The sequence below is a fragment of the Aeromicrobium flavum genome, assembly GCF_007992115.1.
Taxonomy (GTDB): Bacteria; Actinomycetota; Actinomycetes; order Propionibacteriales; family Nocardioidaceae; genus Aeromicrobium; species Aeromicrobium flavum.
In genome coordinates this window covers 323721-339846 of record NZ_BJZQ01000001.1, presented here as the reverse complement: position 1 = coordinate 339846, position 16126 = coordinate 323721, and the positions used below count along the sequence as shown (strand labels likewise).

The window sequence follows — 16126 nt, the reverse complement described above, 5'->3', positions numbered from 1 at the left end:
GCGGCTCGACTCCCTCGGAAGGCGACTGAGATGCCCCAGCACCGGCGCGTGACGATCGCGGCCCTGGCCCTGACGCTGCTGGCCGGCTGCGGCATCACGCAGGACGACGCGCCCGCGCCGCCGCGTCCCAGCCGGAGCGTCGGCACCAGCTCCTCGCCGGAGTCGACCGCCACCGCCACCACCGCGGCGCCCCGGATCCCACCACCTTCGAGAGTCCGCGAGGTGCCCCCAGAGCAATGGAAGGCGATCGTCGACGCCGGGATGGTGCGCCGGGAGTGTCCGATCCAGCGACGAGAGCAGCTGCGGCGCGTCGACCTGAGCTTCGTCGACTTCGACGGTCGGACCCGGAGGGGCCACTTGATCGTCAACGCCGACGTGGCCCCGAGCGTCCGCCGGATCTTCGACCGGCTCTTCGCCGAGGAGTTCCCGATCCGGAAGATGAAGGGCGTCGAGGCCTACGGCGGCGACGTCGCGAAGAGCCTCGCCGCGGACAACACCTCGGCTTTCAACTGCCGCCGCGCGGACCAGATCAACGCCCCGTTCACCGACTCACCGCACGCGAACGGTCGGGCCGTGGACATCAACCCGCTTCAGAACCCGTGGGTCGACCTGCGCTGCGACTGCTGGACGCCCTCGGCACGACACGCCGAGCGCACGCCGGGACGCGGCAAGATCCTCGAACGCGGCCTGGTGTGGCGGTTGTTCACCCGCGAAGGCTGGGTCTGGCAGAACATCGACGTGCCCGACTACATGCACTTCGACACCGGGTATCCGTCGCGACCGTTCTCCGGCCGCTGACACGCACGAAAACCCCGAAACCGTTGCGGTTCCGGGGGTTCTCTCGGGTGGGCGATACTGGGTTCGAACCAGTACGCCGGTGATTATCAACCCAGGCCTAGGCCCTAGTGGGAACCTCGTTATATCCTGTGATTTCAGTACTTTTCCTCGGTGACAGATGAGGCCACGAGCGGACATAACTACCCGCTCTAGAACTACGCTTGAACTACGTTGAACTACGTGGGAACTACGAAATGAGGGGCGCTTACCCATGGCCCGTGCTGGATCTCGGCGAGAGTTCGGAGAGATCTCCAAGCTCTCCAGCGGACGGTTTCAAGCACGCTACGCGGACCCTGCAGGCCGGACCACAGAGTCAGGGGGCCGACTGCGGCATACCGCGCCCCACACGTTCGTCACCCGCGGTGACGCGGAGGCGTGGCTCGTCGACGAGCGCCGCCTACTGTCGAGCGGGACGTGGACCGAGCCTGGACGACGCAATGCTGAGAAGCACTCCGCGACGCTGCAGTTCGGCGAGTACGCCCGGCGATGGCTGGCCGATCGGAAGGTCAAGGGTCGTCCGCTCGCTGATCGCACGCGTGACCACTATCAAGATCTCCTCGACCGTGTCATCCTTCCCACCTTCGAAGTTACGCCGCTTCGCGACATCACCCCCGAATCGGTTGGCCGGTGGTACGACGACGCGACCCCAGATCGCCCGACGTATCGCGCCCATGCGTATTCGCTGCTTCGCGCCATCATGCGAACAGCCGCCGATCCGACGAAGAACAGCGGTCAGGCGCTGATCCCATTCAATCCCTGTGGGATCTCCGGGGGTGGGAGTTCGGGCGCCAAGCGGCGCATTCGCCCGGCGACCGCCGAGGAGATCGCGGTCATCGTGGCGAACATGCCTGAGCGACACCGGCTCATGGTGTTGCTGGCCGATGGTTGCGCCCTTCGGTTCGGTGAGCTCGCGGAGCTTCGCCGTTCGGACGTCGATGTGAAGAACGCGATCATCCACGTGCGCCGGGGCGTGGTTCGCTCGCGATCGGCCGGTGTCGTGGCCAAGACGCCCAAGAGCGATGCCGGGATTCGGGACGTTCCCATCCCTCCGGACATTGTCGATGAGGTGATCGAGCACAAGAAGCTCCACGCTGCGCCCGGGCTCCAAGGGCTGATGTTCCCGGGTGTGAACGGAGGGCACCTCTCCCCCAGCGCGTTCTACGGGAAGGTCACCACGAAGCGCCGCGGCAGAACGCACCGCAAGGGCTTCGGTTGGTACGAAGCACGCCACGTCGCTGGACGAGACGACCTGCGGTTTCACGATCTCCGCCACGGAGCCCTCACCGAGGCCGCCCGTCACGGGGCCACCCTGGCGGAACTCATGGCTCTCGGTGGACACTCGACCAGCCAGGCCGCGATGCGGTACCAGCAGGCCGCCTCGAGCAGGCTCAGGGAGTTGGCACGGAGGAGAGCAGAGGCCCGGGGCTGGACGGACACCAACCGTTGACCGCGCTCTCCCCCAGCCGGTGACCCACACAGCGTTATCTACGGTTTGGCATCGTTCTGGAGCAAGTCGCCGGCTTTCGAGACCGGCAGCCACCAGACTCCCGTGTCGCGCCAACTGCGTCAGCCCGCCCTGCTTGTAGGTGTTCGTCAGGCGCGTCAACACGCGGTCGCGGTCGGGGCCATCGTCATATGACCCGCCGCCGGCGCGCTGATGTGCGGGCTCCGGGAGCGCCACCGTCGAACCGCGGTCCAACCTGAGGAGCGCGATGAGTTCCAGAATGATCGCTCCGCTCAGCCGGTTGCCTCTCCGCGCCGGAAGCAGTTGCATCCGATCGATCATGAGCAGGTTCTCAATGCCCACATGCTTGTCGGCGAGCTGCGCGGCGACGGCACTCAGCCGTTCGGCATCCCCGCCGATCTCCTCGAAAGCCACATGGACCTCCTCGTCAGCGATCAGCCATCTGATCCATTCGCTGACGGGCCCGATCTCCTCGGTCCCGAGTCTCCCTCGCACTCGACGCAGGCGACGAAGCGCCGAAAAACGTTCTTCCCGTCCGACGAGGCACGCTGGATGAAGATGCTCGTCTCGATGTCCTCGAAAGCGCGGACGTCTGGCATGGCGACGAGTGTGGCGGACTCGGACTCACTGCACACGGGCTTCGGTGCAGCACGCCACACGGGGCAGAAGGCAACGCCTGAGAGGTTGCACGATTCAGACGACGAGCGCTCGAGGACGCACCGCGGAACCGATGCCGATGAACAGCAGGATGAACGCGGCGGTGAGCGTGATGTGTCCAAGACCGGCGATCCCGGCGAGTGCAGCAGAGTCCGATGCGCTGTTCCCGAGGACTTGCAAGGTGCCCTTCACGAGCTGCATGCCGAACGTCATCACCAATCCGACGTGCCAGGTGAGCACGCCCCACCGGAACCGGCGATCATCGATCCCGAGTGCCGCCACCAGGGCGAGGAGCACGAGGAGCATGAGCGTGCCGAGGGCAAGCGCATGCGTGTGCGCGACCGCCAGTTGCGTGTGACCGCTGAAGTCGTTCGCTTTGGTCAACTCGCGATAGTAGAGGCCGCTGACCAGGCCGAGCGCGGTCCAGGTCGCTGCCGAACGGTACAGAAGATTGAACATGTGGTTCTCCTGTGGAGGATCGTGAGGGATCAGGGATGGGCGGGCCGGCTGGGCCACAACGCGTGCCGGCCGAGCAGTCGGATGCAGGCGGGGACGAGCAGCGGCCGGACGATGAACGTGTCGAGCAGGATGCCGATCGCCATCGCCAGCCCGAACTGGTAGAGCTCGCGGATCGGCTGGGTCATCAGCACGGCGAACGTGCCGGCGAGGATGATGCCTGCCGAGGAGATCACACCACCGGTCCGGACGATCGAGACCCGCAGCGCCTCGACCGGAGTGCGTGTGACCAGCTCCTGGCGATAGCGCGTCAGCATGAAGATCGTGTAGTCCACCCCCAGCGCGACCAAGAAGATCAGGACGTACACCGCGACCCGGTTGCCGATGCCCAGATCACCCCCGAGCGTGATCGTGATGAACGAGGTCAGACCCATGGTGGCCGCGTACGACAGGAGCAGCGTCAGTCCGATGTACACCGGGGCGAGGATCGAGCGCAGGACGAGTCCCAGGATCAGCGACACGGCCATGATCATCAGCAGGCCGACGACGACCAGGTCTCGGTCGAGGGCCCCACGCGTGTCCGCCGCGACGGCGGTCTCCCCGCCGATCAGGACTTCCGGATCGCTGACTCCGGCTTGGCGGGCTCCCGCTTCGGCCCGGTCGACGATGCGCGGAACCGCGGCCATCGCCTCGGAGCCGTACGGATTGGACTTCAGCACCACACTGATTCGCGCCACGCGGCCGTCCTTGGACGTCGAGGTCGCGCCCACGGTGGCGACGTCCGGGGAGGTGGCGAGGGATGTCGCGACAGCGCGGACCTGCGTGGCTTCGATCGGACGCCCGGCCTGCACGAGCACGTCGCTGGGTGCGATGACGCCCGGACCGAAAGCGTCCGCGACCATCGCCCGCCCCGCGGCCGATTCGGTCTCGAGGCGGAACCCGCTGACCAGATCGAACGACTGCTGGGCGCCCAGCAACCCGCCAGCCATGAGGATCAGGAGGGCGAGACCGGCTGCCAGGACCCGCTTGGGAGCGTCGATCGCAACATCCGCGACCTTGTTCCACACGCGGGATCCACGAGTCTCGCGGTCCGGCGAGACGGCGCGACGCGGCCAGAAGGCGAATCGGCCACACAGCACCAGCAGAGCCGGTGTCAGCGTGAAGGCCACGGCCGCCATGGAGGCGACTCCGAGGGCGAGGTAAGGGCCGAAGTCGTGGAGCGTCGGGGTCACGGCCACCAGGAGGGCCAGGACGGCGACCACGATGGTGGAGACGCTCGCGGCAAGCGCACCGGCCACCGATCGCATGGCGACCGCCACCGCCACTCGGGGGTCGGGGTGGTCGGCGATCGCCTCACGGAAGCGCGCGAAGATGATGAGCGCATAGTCGGTCCCCACTCCGAAGAGCAACACGGTCATGATCGATGCCGTCTGGCCGCTGATCTGGATCACCCCGGCGTCCGCGAGCAACGCACCGGCTCCTTCGGCCAACCGCATCGCCAGGCCGACACCGAGGAGCGCCACGGCGACCAGCACCGGCGAGCGATAGATCGCGGCGAGCAGGACCACGACGAGCGCCACGGTGCCGAGCAGCAGGATCCGGTCGCCCCCGCCGAAGACCTCGGAGGCGTCGGCGACGATTCCGGCCGGACCGGTGACCGCGGTCTCGACCGTCCCGTCGGCCACGGAGGAGGTCAGCGTGCGCAGTTCGTCGACCGTGCCGCGATAGTCCTCACCACCAGCGCTTCCCGTCAGCTGGACGAGGATCATCTCCGTCGATCCGTCCTGACTGACCAGGCCTCCCCCGCGCGGCAGCATCGAGGCGTCGACGGTGTCGACGACTGCAGGGAGGTCCGCGTCCTGGATCAGGTTCACGAGTCGACCGGTGGCGTCACGGGTCTCTTCTTGCGAATCCGAGCGCACCACGATCACGGCGGGGGGAGCAGATTCGGTACCGAACTCCTGCTCTGCGACGACGGCTGCTCGCATCGACATGGACCCTGCCGGAGGGTTGTCATTGTCGTTGGACTTGACGGCGTCCAATGCGGGCGCCACGGCGGTCAGGACGGCGATCAGAATCAACCAGCCGGCCACGACCAGCCACGCGACACGGCGGCTGATTCGGGACAGGCGGGGACGTGGAGTGTTCACGCTGACGAGTCAACCCGCGCGCGGCCGCCCACACATCGGTCGATCCACTGTTCCTGACTGCAACTTTCGATGGAGGAGCAGGCGAACCGCGTCATGTCACCGGTCGGTGGGCAGGAGCCCTTGTTCGCGCGCACGCGCCACGGCCGCGGTCCGCGATCTCACGTCCAGCTTCGCGAAGACCTGCACGAGGTGCGACTTCACGGTCGCTTCGCTGAGGAAGAGATCCTTGGCGACGTCCCGGTTGGACCGGCCCGTGGCCACGGCCGTAAGGACCTCGAGCTCGCGAGGTGTCAGCGGCGGACCGTTCACGCCGATCCTGCCGATCCTGCCGATCAGCTTCGAGGTGATCCGGCTCGAGAGAGTGGTCGAACCTGCAGCAGCGGACATCACGGCGGCGAAGAGCTCGTCGGGAGGCGCGTCCTTCAACAGGTATCCGCTGGCGCCGGCCTCCACGGCGGTGAGGATCTCGCTGTCGGTGTCGTAGTTGGTCACGACTAGCACGTACGGCGCCGGGTCGAGCGCGCGGATTTCCCGCGTGGCATCCACCCCGGTCCGTGAGTCGCCGGCGAACCGCAGATCCATCAGGACCAGATCCGGACGCAGGATTCCGCTTAACTCGACCGCCTCATCGACTGTCGTGGCTTCGCCCACGACCTCGATCTCACCGCCTCGCTGCTCCAAGAGGGCTCGCAGTCCGGCCCGCACGATCGCATGGTCGTCGGCGATCAGCAGACGGATCATGCTCAGTCCTCCTGCTCGACGGGGAACGAGACGCCCACGGCGGTGCGTCCCGGCTCGGACTCCACCGACCAGTCGCCACCGAGCTCCTCGACGCGCTGCGTCATCGTCTCGAGACCGAAGCTGCGGGACGTGGCTGAAGCGAGGATCGATGTGTCGAAGCCACGACCGTCATCGACGATGTCCAGCCGCACACGACCGCCGCCCCAGCTCAGCGTGACGACTGCTCGGACTCCCGGACCGGCGTGCTGTTCGACGTTCGCCAGCGCGCTTTGGGTGACCCGCACGAGCGCGGCTTCCGTCGGTGTGGAGATGGTCTGGGGCTCCCCGTCCACCACGAATCGGACGTCCGCGACCGAGCGGTCACACACCCTCTGCAACGCTGCCGAGAGTGACGAGCCCACCAGATCGGCGGGAGCGAGTTCCTCCACCATCCGCCGCGCCTCCACGAGACTGGCTGCCGCCGTCTCGCGCGCCAACCGGACGCGACTTGTGGCGCGTTCCGGCAGAGGCTCCGCCTCCGCGGCGTGCAAGAGCAACTGGATGCTGCTCAAACCCTGCGCGACCGTGTCATGGATCTCGCGTGCCAGGCGCTGACGTTCCATCGCCTGACCCGCCGCGCGCTCGGACTCGGCCAACTCGGCCTGCGTTCGCTGCAGCGCACCGATGAGCTCCTGCTGTGACCGCGTGACGTCGAACAGGACGCGGTAGCCGGCGCCGAGTAGCACCGAGAGCACAGCGCCCAGCACAGGAGCCAGGAAGACCTCCGCGGACTCCTCCCTGAAGAACCCGACGATCGCGTCGGCCGTCGTGAGCGTGATGATGCAGGCCAGCGCCGGCGCCCATGCCAACTCGGTGAGGAAGACCAGGAACAGGCCGAGGGAGACGTACGCCGCGTCGGCTCCCAGCAGGACCAGTCCTGCCCAGTCCGCCACGAGGGCCACCAGCAACCCGCTACGCATCCCGGACGATCGCGTGCGTGAGCGCACCACGTAAAGGCTGCCGAAGGCGACAACCAGTGCGACGACCGCACCTGCGTTGCTCTCCCCGAGCAGGACGGCACGCACCGCCACGACCAGAGCGAGCGCAAGCACCAGCACATCCAGCCCCCATCGCAGCCGCTCGACGCTCGGCGTGGGGAATGTCGTGCTCACTCGGTGATCCTATGCGCGACTTCCACGGGTCCGAAGGTGCGGAGGCCTGCACGTGGTGGCCAGCTCAGCGACGTTGTCGAGATCACCGCACGATGCACGATTGCCGTGTCCGCAGGCACCACGCCTCCTTCCGCGCTGAGCGGCGGTGAAGTGCCAGCGCCAGCAACAAACCGCTGGCCGACATCGCGGCGCACGAGCCGAACGCGGTCCCGTAGGTCGTTTCACCGAAACCGGCATCGGCCACCGGTTCGCGTCTGCCTGACGGGATTGATGGAGCGCCTCCGAAATGACGAAACCCGCGTTCTCCCGGGGCTTTCGGTTGTCGGGCTGACAAGATTCGAACCTGCGACCCCCTGTCGAGTCCGAGCTCTATACGAGCCGAGGCATTGGGTACCGAGAACACGTGTCTTTCAGATCGACCGTGGAATCCGACCTCGGATGGCCTTCGCCCTCGTCTAGCTGTCAACGGGTGCGCTTGGGTCGGTACGTGCTCCCCCGGGTGCCGCCCCGGCCGAAAACGCAAGGTGACCGTGCGGCGTTTTCGCTGATCACGGCGAACCCCGCAATCGCGTCCGAGACGAACCTGAACCGGAGGGAAACACATTGGCATGCCAGCGAGATTCCGCATTTCGATGGAATCGCGGTGGTCGTCCTCTACAGTGCCATCCCGTTACACCCGAAGCGTGCCCCTGAGGGGGCACCGATCTCGACATCGTACGACTCAGCGTATTCGGGCCCCGTGGGCGCAGCGGGTAGTCCGCTGCGTGCCATCGGCATGAGCGGGACGCCGTCGAGTGCGCCCACGACAAGTCAGACGCGGCGCAGCAGATACGTGTCCATGACCCAGCCCTGATCGGCTTGGACGGCCGAGCGGCGCTCCCAGATGTCGCCGGCGACCTCGGGGAGTCGCCCGGCGACGAGCTGCTCGCCCGGCGACCCCAGGTTGGCTCCCCACCAGATGTGCCAGGCGGCCGGGTCGGGCAGATCCCGGCAGGCCAGTGCTCCGTCGAGCATCACGACGAGGTTGTCGTGGTCGACCGCATCGTCCACGAGGCGTCGGCCGGTCGTGATCGTGATGGGTCCGCCGATGACGTTGAGCACCAGACGGTGGCGGGCAGCGAGGAGCTGGACACTGCTCAGGCCCGGGATGACTTCGACGGTCACGTCGACGACGCCGCGTTCGACGATCCTGTCCGCGAGCCGGATGGCGGAGTCGTACAGGGCAGGGTCGCCCCACACGAGGATGGCCGCGTCACCGGGATGCTCGAGGAGAGCCCGCTCGAAGGCCTGCGCCCGCGCTTCGTGCCAGTCCCGCACCGCGCCGGCATAGTCACCCGGATCGTCGCGGTCACGCTCGGGATCCGGCACGGGGACCAGGGTCCACTCCCCCGCGACGTGGCGCTCGCAGATGGCCTCGCGCATCGCGATGAGGTCGGCGGTCCCGGGGTGGGACGCGGTCTTGTCGGCGACGAGGAAGTAGTCCACCTCGTTGAGCACGCGGGCGGCCTCGACGGTGACGAGCTCCGGATCGCCCGGGCCGAGGCCGACGAGTGCGAGGCGCCGCGTCATGCATCGTCCTCGAGGTCGCCCTCGATTTCGAGGTAGACCCGGGCCATCTCGGCCATCACCTCGGGGTCCGGCTCCTCCCAGAGCCCGCGGTCGGCCGCCTCGTTCAGGCGCTCGACGATCCCCCGTAGCGCCCACGGGTTGGAGCGACGCATGAACTCCTGGTTCGTCTCGTCGAGCACGTACTCCTTCGCGAGCGACTCGTACATCCAGTCGTGCACGACGCCGGCGGTGGCGTCGAACCCGAACAGGTAGTCGACGGTCGCGGCCAGCTCGAACGCTCCCTTGTACCCGTGGCGCTGCATCGCCGAGATCCAGCGCGGGTTCACCACGCGCGAGCGGAAGACGCGGTTGGTCTCCTCCTGCAGCGTGCGGGTCCGTACCGCATCCGGTGAGGTCGAGTCGCCGACGTAGGCCTTCGGCTCCGTGCCGGTGAGCGCGCGGACCGTGGCGATCATGCCGCCGTGGTACTGGAAGTAGTCGTCGGAGTCGGCGATGTCGTGCTCGCGCGAGTCGATGTTCTTCGCTGCCACGGCGATGCGGCGGTAGCTGGTGCGCATGTCGTCGCTGGCCGCGACGCCGTCGAGCCCACGGCCGTAGGCGAAGCCGCCCCACGCCGTGTAGACCTCGGCCAGGTCGGCGTCGTCGCGCCACGAGCCCGACTCCACCACCTGCAGGATGCCCGCGCCGTACGACCCCGGCTTCGACCCGAAGATGCGCGTCGTCGCGCGGCGGTGGTCGCCGTGCTCGGCGAGGTCCTGCGCCGTGTGCGCGCGGACGTAGTTCTGCTCATCGGGCTCGTCGAGCTCGGCGACGAGCTGAACGGCATCGTCGAGGATTTCGATGACGTGTGGGAAGGCGTCACGGAAGAACCCGGAGATGCGCACCGTGACATCGATGCGCGGACGACCGAGCTCCTCGAGTTCGATGACCTCGAGCCCGTTCACCCGACGCGAGGCCAGATCCCACGTCGGCCGCACGCCCAGCAGGGCGAGCACCTCGGCGATGTCGTCGCCCGAGGTGCGCATCGCGGACGTTCCCCAGACCGACAGGCCGACCGAGCTCGGGTACTCCCCCGTGTCCTCGAGGTGACGGGCGACGAGCGACTCGGCCATGGCCTGTCCCGTGTCCCACGCGAGCCGGGACGGGACCGCCCGCGGGTCCACCGTGTAGAAGTTCCGGCCCGTGGGCAGGACGTTGACCAGGCCGCGCAGCGGCGAGCCCGAGGGTCCCGCCTGCACGAAGCCGCCGTCGAGCGCGTGAAGGATGTTCGTCAGCTCGTCGGTGGTCGCTGCGAGGCGCGGGACGACCTGCTCGGCGGCGAACCGCAGGACCGCGCGGACGACCGGGTCGTCGTGCACGTCCTCGACGGTCTCGACGTCCCAGTCCGACTTCTCCATCGCCTCGACGAGGGCGCGTGCCTGCGACTCCACGAGATCGACCTCGGGCAGTGGTGAGTCCTCGGTCAGCCCGAGCGCGGCCCTCAGTCCCGGCAGCGCCTTCTCCTGACCGCCCCACACCTGCGTGGCCCGCAGCACGGCGAGCACGAGGTTGACGCGGCCCTCTCCGGTGGGCGCCTGTCCCAGGACGTGCAGGCCGTCCCGGATCTGGACGTCCTTGATCTCGCACAGCCAGCCGTCGACGTGCAGCAGGAAGTCGTCGAACTCCTCGTCGCCGGGACGCTCCTCGAGACCGAGGTCGCGGTGCATCTGGGCCGACTGCATGAGCGTCCAGATCTGCTGGCGGATGGCCGGCAGCTTCGGCGGGTCCATCGCGGCGACGTTCGCGTACTCGTCCAGCAGCTGCTCGAGCTTCGCGATGTCCCCGTAGCTCTCGGCGCGCGCCATCGGGGGGACGAGGTGGTCGACGATCGTGGCGTGCGCGCGCCGCTTCGCCTGGGCGCCCTCGCCGGGGTCGTTCACGAGGAACGGGTAGATCAACGGCATGCTGCCGATGGCGGCGTCGGTGGCACAGCCTGCCGAGAGGGCCGCGTTCTTGCCGGGCAGCCACTCCAGCGACCCGTGCTTGCCCAGGTGCACGACGGCGTCGGCACCGAAGCCGTGCTCGAGCCAACGGTAGGCGGCGAGGTAGTGGTGCGACGGCGGCATGTCGGGATCGTGGTAGATCGCGACCGGGTTCTCGCCGAAGCCGCGCGGCGGCTGGATGAGGATGACGACGTTGCCCGCGCGCAGGGTGGCGAGCACGATGTCACCGGCGTCGTCGACGAACAGGGACCCGGGCGCCTCACCCCACGTCTCCACCATCTGTTCGCGCAGGTCCGCGGGCAGGTCGGCCGTCCAGCGCAGGTACTCGTCGCGGCTGATGCGCACGTGCGAGCTGCTCAGCTGTGCCTGCGTCAGCCACTCCTCGTCCTGGCCGCCCGCCTCGATCAGCGCGTGGATGAGCGCGTTGCCCGAGGTGGTGTCGGGCTCCTCCCCCTCGACCGCCGGCAGCGGGTCGAGGCCCGGGATGTCGCCCGGTTCGCCGAGGTCGTATCCGGCGTCGCGCAGCTGTCGCAGCAGCCGGATCGCCGAGACCGGTGTGTCCAGGCCGACGGCGTTGCCGATCCGACTGTGCTTCGTCGGGTAGGCCGACAGCACCAGGGCGACCTTGCGTTCGGCCGGCGGCACGAACCTCAGGCGCGCGTGGTTGACGGCGATGCCGGCCACGCGGGCGCAGCGCTCGGGGTCTGTCTCGTACCGCGGCAGTCCGTCCGCGTCGACCTCCTTGAACGAGAACGGCACCGTGATGAGGCGACCGTCGAACTCGGGGATCGCGATCTGCGTCGCGGAGTCCAGCGGCGTGACGCCGTCGTCGGAGGCCTCCCACTCGGCCTTCGACGAGGTGAGCGCCAGTGCCTGCAGCACGGGCACGTCGAGGGCACGCAGTCGCTCCACGTCCCAGGACTCGTCGTCGCCACCCGCGCTGGCCGTGGCCGGCTTGGAGCCGCCGGCCGCCAGGACGGTCACGACGATCGCGTCCAGCGTGGCCAGCTGGTCGAACAGGTCGTCGGCGGCGGCCCGCAAGGACGACACGAAGATCGGGACGCCGATCGCCTTGCCCGTGGCGTCGATCGCGTCGGCGAGGTCGTGGGCGAAGCGCTGGTTCCCGCTCACCTCGTGCGCCCGGTAGTAGAGGATGCCCACGCGGGCCAGGTCGGTCGACGCGAGGGTGGGCCGCTCGCCCACGCCCCACTCGGGCAGCACGGCGGGCGGCTCGAAGCCCTCCCCCGTCAGCAGCACGGTGTCGGAGAGGAAGGCGTGCAGCTGCCGCAGGTTCTCGTCGCCTCCCTCGGCCAGGTAGCGGTGCGCCTCGGCACAGACGCCGATCGGCGCGGTCGACAGCTCCATGAGCGCCGCGTTCGGCGTCCGCTCGCCACCGAGCACCACGAGGGGACGGCCGCTCGAGCGCACGTGCGCGGCGATGTCGCGCACGTCCTCGGGCGAGCCCAGGACCCGCAGGACGACGAGGTCCGCCTCGTCCACGAGCGCGTCCCTGCGCTCGTCGGACACCCGGACGGGGTTCGCCCACGAGTAGCTCGCTCCGCTGGCGCGAGCCGAGAGCAGGTCGGTGTCCGAGGTGGACATGAGGGCGATGCGGGTCATGATGCTCCTTCGGTGGGAACGGTCGAGCCGGGAAGTCGGAGGTCGTCGAGTGGTCGGTCCGCGGCGAGGTGCTCGCGCACGAGGCGGGCCGCGTCGCCGGGCAGGACCGGTCCGTACCAGGCACCCTCCGGGTGGACGACCGCGACGGGACCGTGGTTGCAGGGGAAGAGGCAGCCGGTCTGGGCCATCAGGACGTCCTGGTCCGTGAGGCCGGTCTCGACCAGGGCCATGACGAGCGCCCGGTAGGTGTCGTCGGAGCCACGCGCGCTGCACCGCGGCCCGCGACACAGCAGGAGGTGGTGACGGTGGTCGGGCGGCGCGTCCCAGGCCGACGACGACAGCGGAGCCTCGCGTCCCGTGATGGTCCGGTCGCCGAACTCGATGACGGGCGGGTCGACCTGCTCACGGTGCCAGTGACCCGCCACCCGCCCCACCCACGAACGCGCGTATCCCAGGTCGTCGGTGCTGACCGGCTCCAGTCGCAGCTCGCGGACGCCCTCGGCCTGCAGCTCATCGAGCACCCGGACCAAGGTCGGCTCGGCGCCCTGCAGGAAGGCGATCCGCGCTCCGGCATCCGCGGCGGCCCGGCGCAGCACGGGTTGGCGGGCGGCATCGGGCAGCGCCGTGGCGACGTGGACGAGGACGCTCATGGGTGCCACACCACCGTCAACCGTTGCGCGAGGCTGTGGTGCTCGACCTCGGCACGGACCCCATACGTGTGCTCGATCAGCGGACTGGACAGCAACTCCGCGGCCGGACCGTGGGCGACGACCCGGCCCCCGTCGAGCACCACCAGCCGGTCGCAGTACGCCGCCGCCAGGTCCAGGTCGTGCAGCGCGGCGACGGTCGTGATCCCGAGCCGGCGCACCGTCCGGAGCAGACCGATCTGGTGACCCAGGTCCAGGTGGTTCGTGGGCTCGTCGAGCATGAGGATCGAGGGCTGCTGCGCCAGCGACCGCGCCAGCTGGACGCGCTGGCGCTCGCCTCCCGACAGGGTCTGCCACCGCCGGTCGGCCACGTGGAGGACATCGGCGTCGGCCATGGCCTGCCTGACGACGTCGGCGGTACGGACCGCACCGGCTCGGCGCCCCCGATGAGGGATGCGACCCAGTTCCACGACCTGACGGGCCGTGAGGTCGAGCGAGGTCGTGGCCTGTTGCTCCAGCAGGGCGATGATCCGAGCACGCTCGCGGATGGGGATGGCCCCGATGTCGCGACCCTCGAGGACCACGCGCCCGGAGGTGGGTCGTGCGAGTCCGGCGAGGAGCGTCAGCAGGCTCGTCTTGCCCGAGCCGTTCGGGCCGATCAGGCCCGTGACCGAACCGGTAGGGACGGAGGCGGAGACGTGCTCGAGCACGCGGGTCCCCCGTCGGACCCACGTCACGTCCTGGACCTCGAGATTCATGCCGTGCTCCCCTGTCGATGCAACAACCAGACGAAGACCGGAGCACCGACGGCGGCGGTCACGACGCCCACGGGCACCTCCTGGCCAGGGACGACGGTGCGTGCCGCCGTGTCGGCCAGGACCAGCAGCAACGCTCCGCCAACCGCACTGAGTGGCAGCAGCGTCCGGTGCAACGGTCCGCACAGCAGGCGAGCGAGATGCGGAACCACCAACCCGACGAACCCGATCGCTCCGGTGAACGCCACCAGGCCCGCGGTCACCACCGCGGTCGCGACCATGAGGGTCCACCGTGTGCTTCGAACACCGACCCCGAGCGAACCGGCCGCCACCTCACCGAACGCGAAGGCGTCCAGCGCGCGGGTGTACGCCATGACCAGGCAGAACGCGAGCACCACGAGCCCGACCAGGACGAGGGCGCCGTTCCACCGGATGCCGGCGAGCGACCCCAGCGTCCAGCCGAGCACCCGGCGTGCGGCGTCGTGATCCCCGCTCATCATGACGACGAAGGAGGTGTACGCGGCGCACATCTGCCCCACGGCGACGCCTGCCAGGACGACCCGTGTGGGAGGCAGGGCACCGCTGCGGCCCGTGGCCAGCGTCAGGACCAGCGCGAGAGCGGCCAGCGCGCCCACGAACGCGCCGGCGCCCACCAGGGCGGTGCCGACGAGCCCCGCGAACGAGACGCCCAGCACGATGACGCTCACCGCGCCGACCGCGGCCCCGTTGGAGATGCCCAGCAGGTAGGGATCGGCGAGGTCGTTGCGGGTGAGCGATTGCAGGACGGCCCCGCACAGCGCGAGTCCCGCACCGGTCGCCGCTGCACCCAGCACGCGGGGAAGCCGCAGCTGCCACACGATCCGATCGTCCAGCAGCGAGACGTCGAGTCCCGGCACTCCCAGCCGACGGCCGACGACCTCCCACACGCTCACGACGGGCACCTGGACCGAACCCAGCATGAGGGCCAGCGAGACTGTGGCACCGAGCAGTACGGACACGATCACGGCGCTGCCGACGGTCCGGTTCCGCCACCGGGCCGGGCGCTCCTTGCGCTGCAGCATCAACGACGGCCGAGTGCGATCAGGCGATCGGACACCTGCTGCGCGCCGTCGACGAGGCGAACGCCCGGGGTCGACTCCGAGTAGGCCACGGTGATGACCCGGTCGTCACGGACCGCGCGCAGCCGCTTCAGGACCGGGTCCTTGCGCAGGTGGGCGATCTTCTCAGCGGCGGACGACCACGAGGCGTCGGCCACGACGATCACGTCGGGTTCGGCCTTCACGACCCGCTCCCAGGAGACGTCGGCCCATCCGCCGTCCAGACCCCCGAAGACGTTCGTGGCGCCCACCGCTTCCAGGATCACCTGGGGACCGCCCTCGCCGGCTCCCGCCAACGCGGTCTTGTCGCCCGAGTCGTACCAGAAGACCCGCGTCCCGCGACCCGCGCCGACCTCGGCCAGCTCCTCGACCGTCGCGCGCTGGTCGCTCTCGATCCTGGCCGCACGCTCCGGCACGCCGAAGACGTCCGCGACGGCGTGGATCTCCTGCCAGACGGACTCGAAGCCGACCTCGGCCCGGTCGCGGGCGTCGGGACATCCGAACGGGGACAGGTAGGAGCCGATGCCCAGCCCCTGCAGTTCCTCGCGCGTCCCGGCCGACTCATCCGCGAACGCGCTGGCGTACGAGCTGTAGACGAAGTCGGGCTCCTCGGCCAGGACGGCCTCGTGCGAGGGGTACTCGGCCGCCAACACCTTCACCTTCGCGTAGGCGCCGGCGAATCGAGGTGCGATGGCGTCATCGAGGTAGGCCGTGCCGGCCAACCGCTGCTCGAGTCCGAGCGCGAGGGCCACCTCCGTGGCTCCCTGGTTCAAGGTGATCGCCGCCTGCGGCGGGGCTTTCACGGTGCTGACGTGGCCACAACTGGTGGCCTCGACGGGGAAGCCGGCCGCGGTCGCACCCTTCCCCGCCGATTCGGTGGGAGCTCCGGCACAGCCGGTCAGCGTGGATCCGACGAGAACGCACATCGCAAGACGATGGGGAACGCGCATGGCGTGATCCTTCGAGGTCTGGGGCTCTTTCGCGAAGCCCGGCGGGACC

General features: G+C 69.1%; 12 protein-coding genes. 2 read left to right on the top strand and 10 right to left on the bottom strand.

Annotated elements, in window-relative coordinates; genetic code table 11:
- The first annotated feature begins 30 nt into the window (after positions 1 to 30).
- Entirely contained in the window at positions 31 to 798 is a 768-nt protein-coding gene (locus tag AFL01nite_RS01640; protein WP_146825348.1) for a M15 family metallopeptidase, read from the top strand.
- 250 nt (positions 799 to 1048) lie between these two features.
- Positions 1049 to 2284 carry a tyrosine-type recombinase/integrase gene (locus AFL01nite_RS01635; RefSeq protein WP_146825347.1) on the top strand — a complete coding sequence of 412 codons (1236 nt, stop codon included), beginning with the start codon at positions 1049 to 1051 and terminating at the stop codon, positions 2282 to 2284.
- Positions 2285 to 2995: 711 nt separating this feature from the next.
- Here the strand turns inward: AFL01nite_RS01635 and AFL01nite_RS01630 are convergent.
- The 10 genes from AFL01nite_RS01630 to AFL01nite_RS01585 all read right to left on the bottom strand — a co-directional run bounded on the left by AFL01nite_RS01630 (position 2996) and on the right by AFL01nite_RS01585 (position 16053).
- Positions 2996 to 3418, bottom strand: a complete 423-nt coding sequence (locus AFL01nite_RS01630) for a DUF2871 family protein (protein WP_146825346.1) — start codon at positions 3416 to 3418, stop codon at positions 2996 to 2998.
- Between the two features lie 29 nt (positions 3419 to 3447).
- Positions 3448 to 5565: an MMPL family transporter gene (locus AFL01nite_RS01625; RefSeq protein WP_146825345.1), complete on the bottom strand. Its 2118-nt coding sequence runs from the start codon at positions 5563 to 5565 to the stop codon at positions 3448 to 3450.
- Positions 5566 to 5661: 96 nt separating this feature from the next.
- On the bottom strand, positions 5662 to 6306 hold the full coding sequence (locus AFL01nite_RS01620; RefSeq protein WP_146825344.1) for a response regulator transcription factor: 645 nt from the start codon (positions 6304 to 6306) through the stop codon (positions 5662 to 5664).
- Between the two features lie 2 nt (positions 6307 to 6308).
- Positions 6309 to 7457 (bottom strand): sensor histidine kinase, encoded by a 1149-nt coding sequence (locus tag AFL01nite_RS01615; protein ID WP_146825343.1) that lies wholly within the window; start codon positions 7455 to 7457, stop codon positions 6309 to 6311.
- 810 nt (positions 7458 to 8267) lie between these two features.
- Positions 8268 to 9026, bottom strand: a complete 759-nt coding sequence (gene cobF / locus AFL01nite_RS01610) for a precorrin-6A synthase (deacetylating) (RefSeq protein ID WP_146825342.1) — start codon at positions 9024 to 9026, stop codon at positions 8268 to 8270.
- Positions 9023 to 12628 (bottom strand): cobaltochelatase subunit CobN, encoded by a 3606-nt coding sequence (gene cobN / locus AFL01nite_RS01605; protein ID WP_146825341.1) that lies wholly within the window; start codon positions 12626 to 12628, stop codon positions 9023 to 9025. Before cobN ends, cobF begins: the two co-directional genes overlap by 4 nt.
- The gene (locus tag AFL01nite_RS01600; RefSeq protein ID WP_146825340.1) at positions 12625 to 13278 is read right to left on the bottom strand and encodes a (2Fe-2S) ferredoxin domain-containing protein; all 654 of its coding nucleotides are present in this window, start codon (positions 13276 to 13278) and stop codon (positions 12625 to 12627) included. The genes cobN and AFL01nite_RS01600 overlap by 4 nt, the downstream gene beginning before the upstream one ends.
- A complete protein-coding gene (locus AFL01nite_RS01595; protein ID WP_146825339.1) occupies positions 13275 to 14033 on the bottom strand; it encodes an ABC transporter ATP-binding protein in 759 nt (252 codons plus the stop codon). The genes AFL01nite_RS01600 and AFL01nite_RS01595 overlap by 4 nt, the downstream gene beginning before the upstream one ends.
- Positions 14030 to 15091, bottom strand: a complete 1062-nt coding sequence (locus AFL01nite_RS01590) for a FecCD family ABC transporter permease (protein ID WP_146825338.1) — start codon at positions 15089 to 15091, stop codon at positions 14030 to 14032. The genes AFL01nite_RS01595 and AFL01nite_RS01590 overlap by 4 nt, the downstream gene beginning before the upstream one ends.
- Positions 15091 to 16053, bottom strand: a complete 963-nt coding sequence (locus AFL01nite_RS01585; protein WP_222593345.1) for an ABC transporter substrate-binding protein — start codon at positions 16051 to 16053, stop codon at positions 15091 to 15093. Before AFL01nite_RS01585 ends, AFL01nite_RS01590 begins: the two co-directional genes overlap by 1 nt.
- Positions 16054 to 16126: the final 73 nt, after the last annotated feature.

What these genes read in the sequence shown, in the direction of transcription:
- AFL01nite_RS01595 (WP_146825339.1), bottom strand. Translation starts at nt 14,033, where the DNA reads ATGAATCTCGAGGTCCAGGACGTGACGTGGGTCCGACGGGGGACCCGC.
- AFL01nite_RS01590 (WP_146825338.1), bottom strand. Translation starts at nt 15,091, where the DNA reads ATGCTGCAGCGCAAGGAGCGCCCGGCCCGGTGGCGGAACCGGACCGTC.
- AFL01nite_RS01635 (WP_146825347.1), top strand. Translation starts at nt 1,049, where the DNA reads ATGGCCCGTGCTGGATCTCGGCGAGAGTTCGGAGAGATCTCCAAGCTC.
- AFL01nite_RS01585 (WP_222593345.1), bottom strand. Translation starts at nt 16,053, where the DNA reads ATGTGCGTTCTCGTCGGATCCACGCTGACCGGCTGTGCCGGAGCTCCC.
- cobF (WP_146825342.1), bottom strand. Translation starts at nt 9,026, where the DNA reads ATGACGCGGCGCCTCGCACTCGTCGGCCTCGGCCCGGGCGATCCGGAG.
- AFL01nite_RS01630 (WP_146825346.1), bottom strand. Translation starts at nt 3,418, where the DNA reads ATGTTCAATCTTCTGTACCGTTCGGCAGCGACCTGGACCGCGCTCGGC.
- cobN (WP_146825341.1), bottom strand. Translation starts at nt 12,628, where the DNA reads ATGACCCGCATCGCCCTCATGTCCACCTCGGACACCGACCTGCTCTCG.
- AFL01nite_RS01620 (WP_146825344.1), bottom strand. Translation starts at nt 6,306, where the DNA reads ATGATCCGTCTGCTGATCGCCGACGACCATGCGATCGTGCGGGCCGGA.
- AFL01nite_RS01640 (WP_146825348.1), top strand. Translation starts at nt 31, where the DNA reads ATGCCCCAGCACCGGCGCGTGACGATCGCGGCCCTGGCCCTGACGCTG.
- AFL01nite_RS01600 (WP_146825340.1), bottom strand. Translation starts at nt 13,278, where the DNA reads ATGAGCGTCCTCGTCCACGTCGCCACGGCGCTGCCCGATGCCGCCCGC.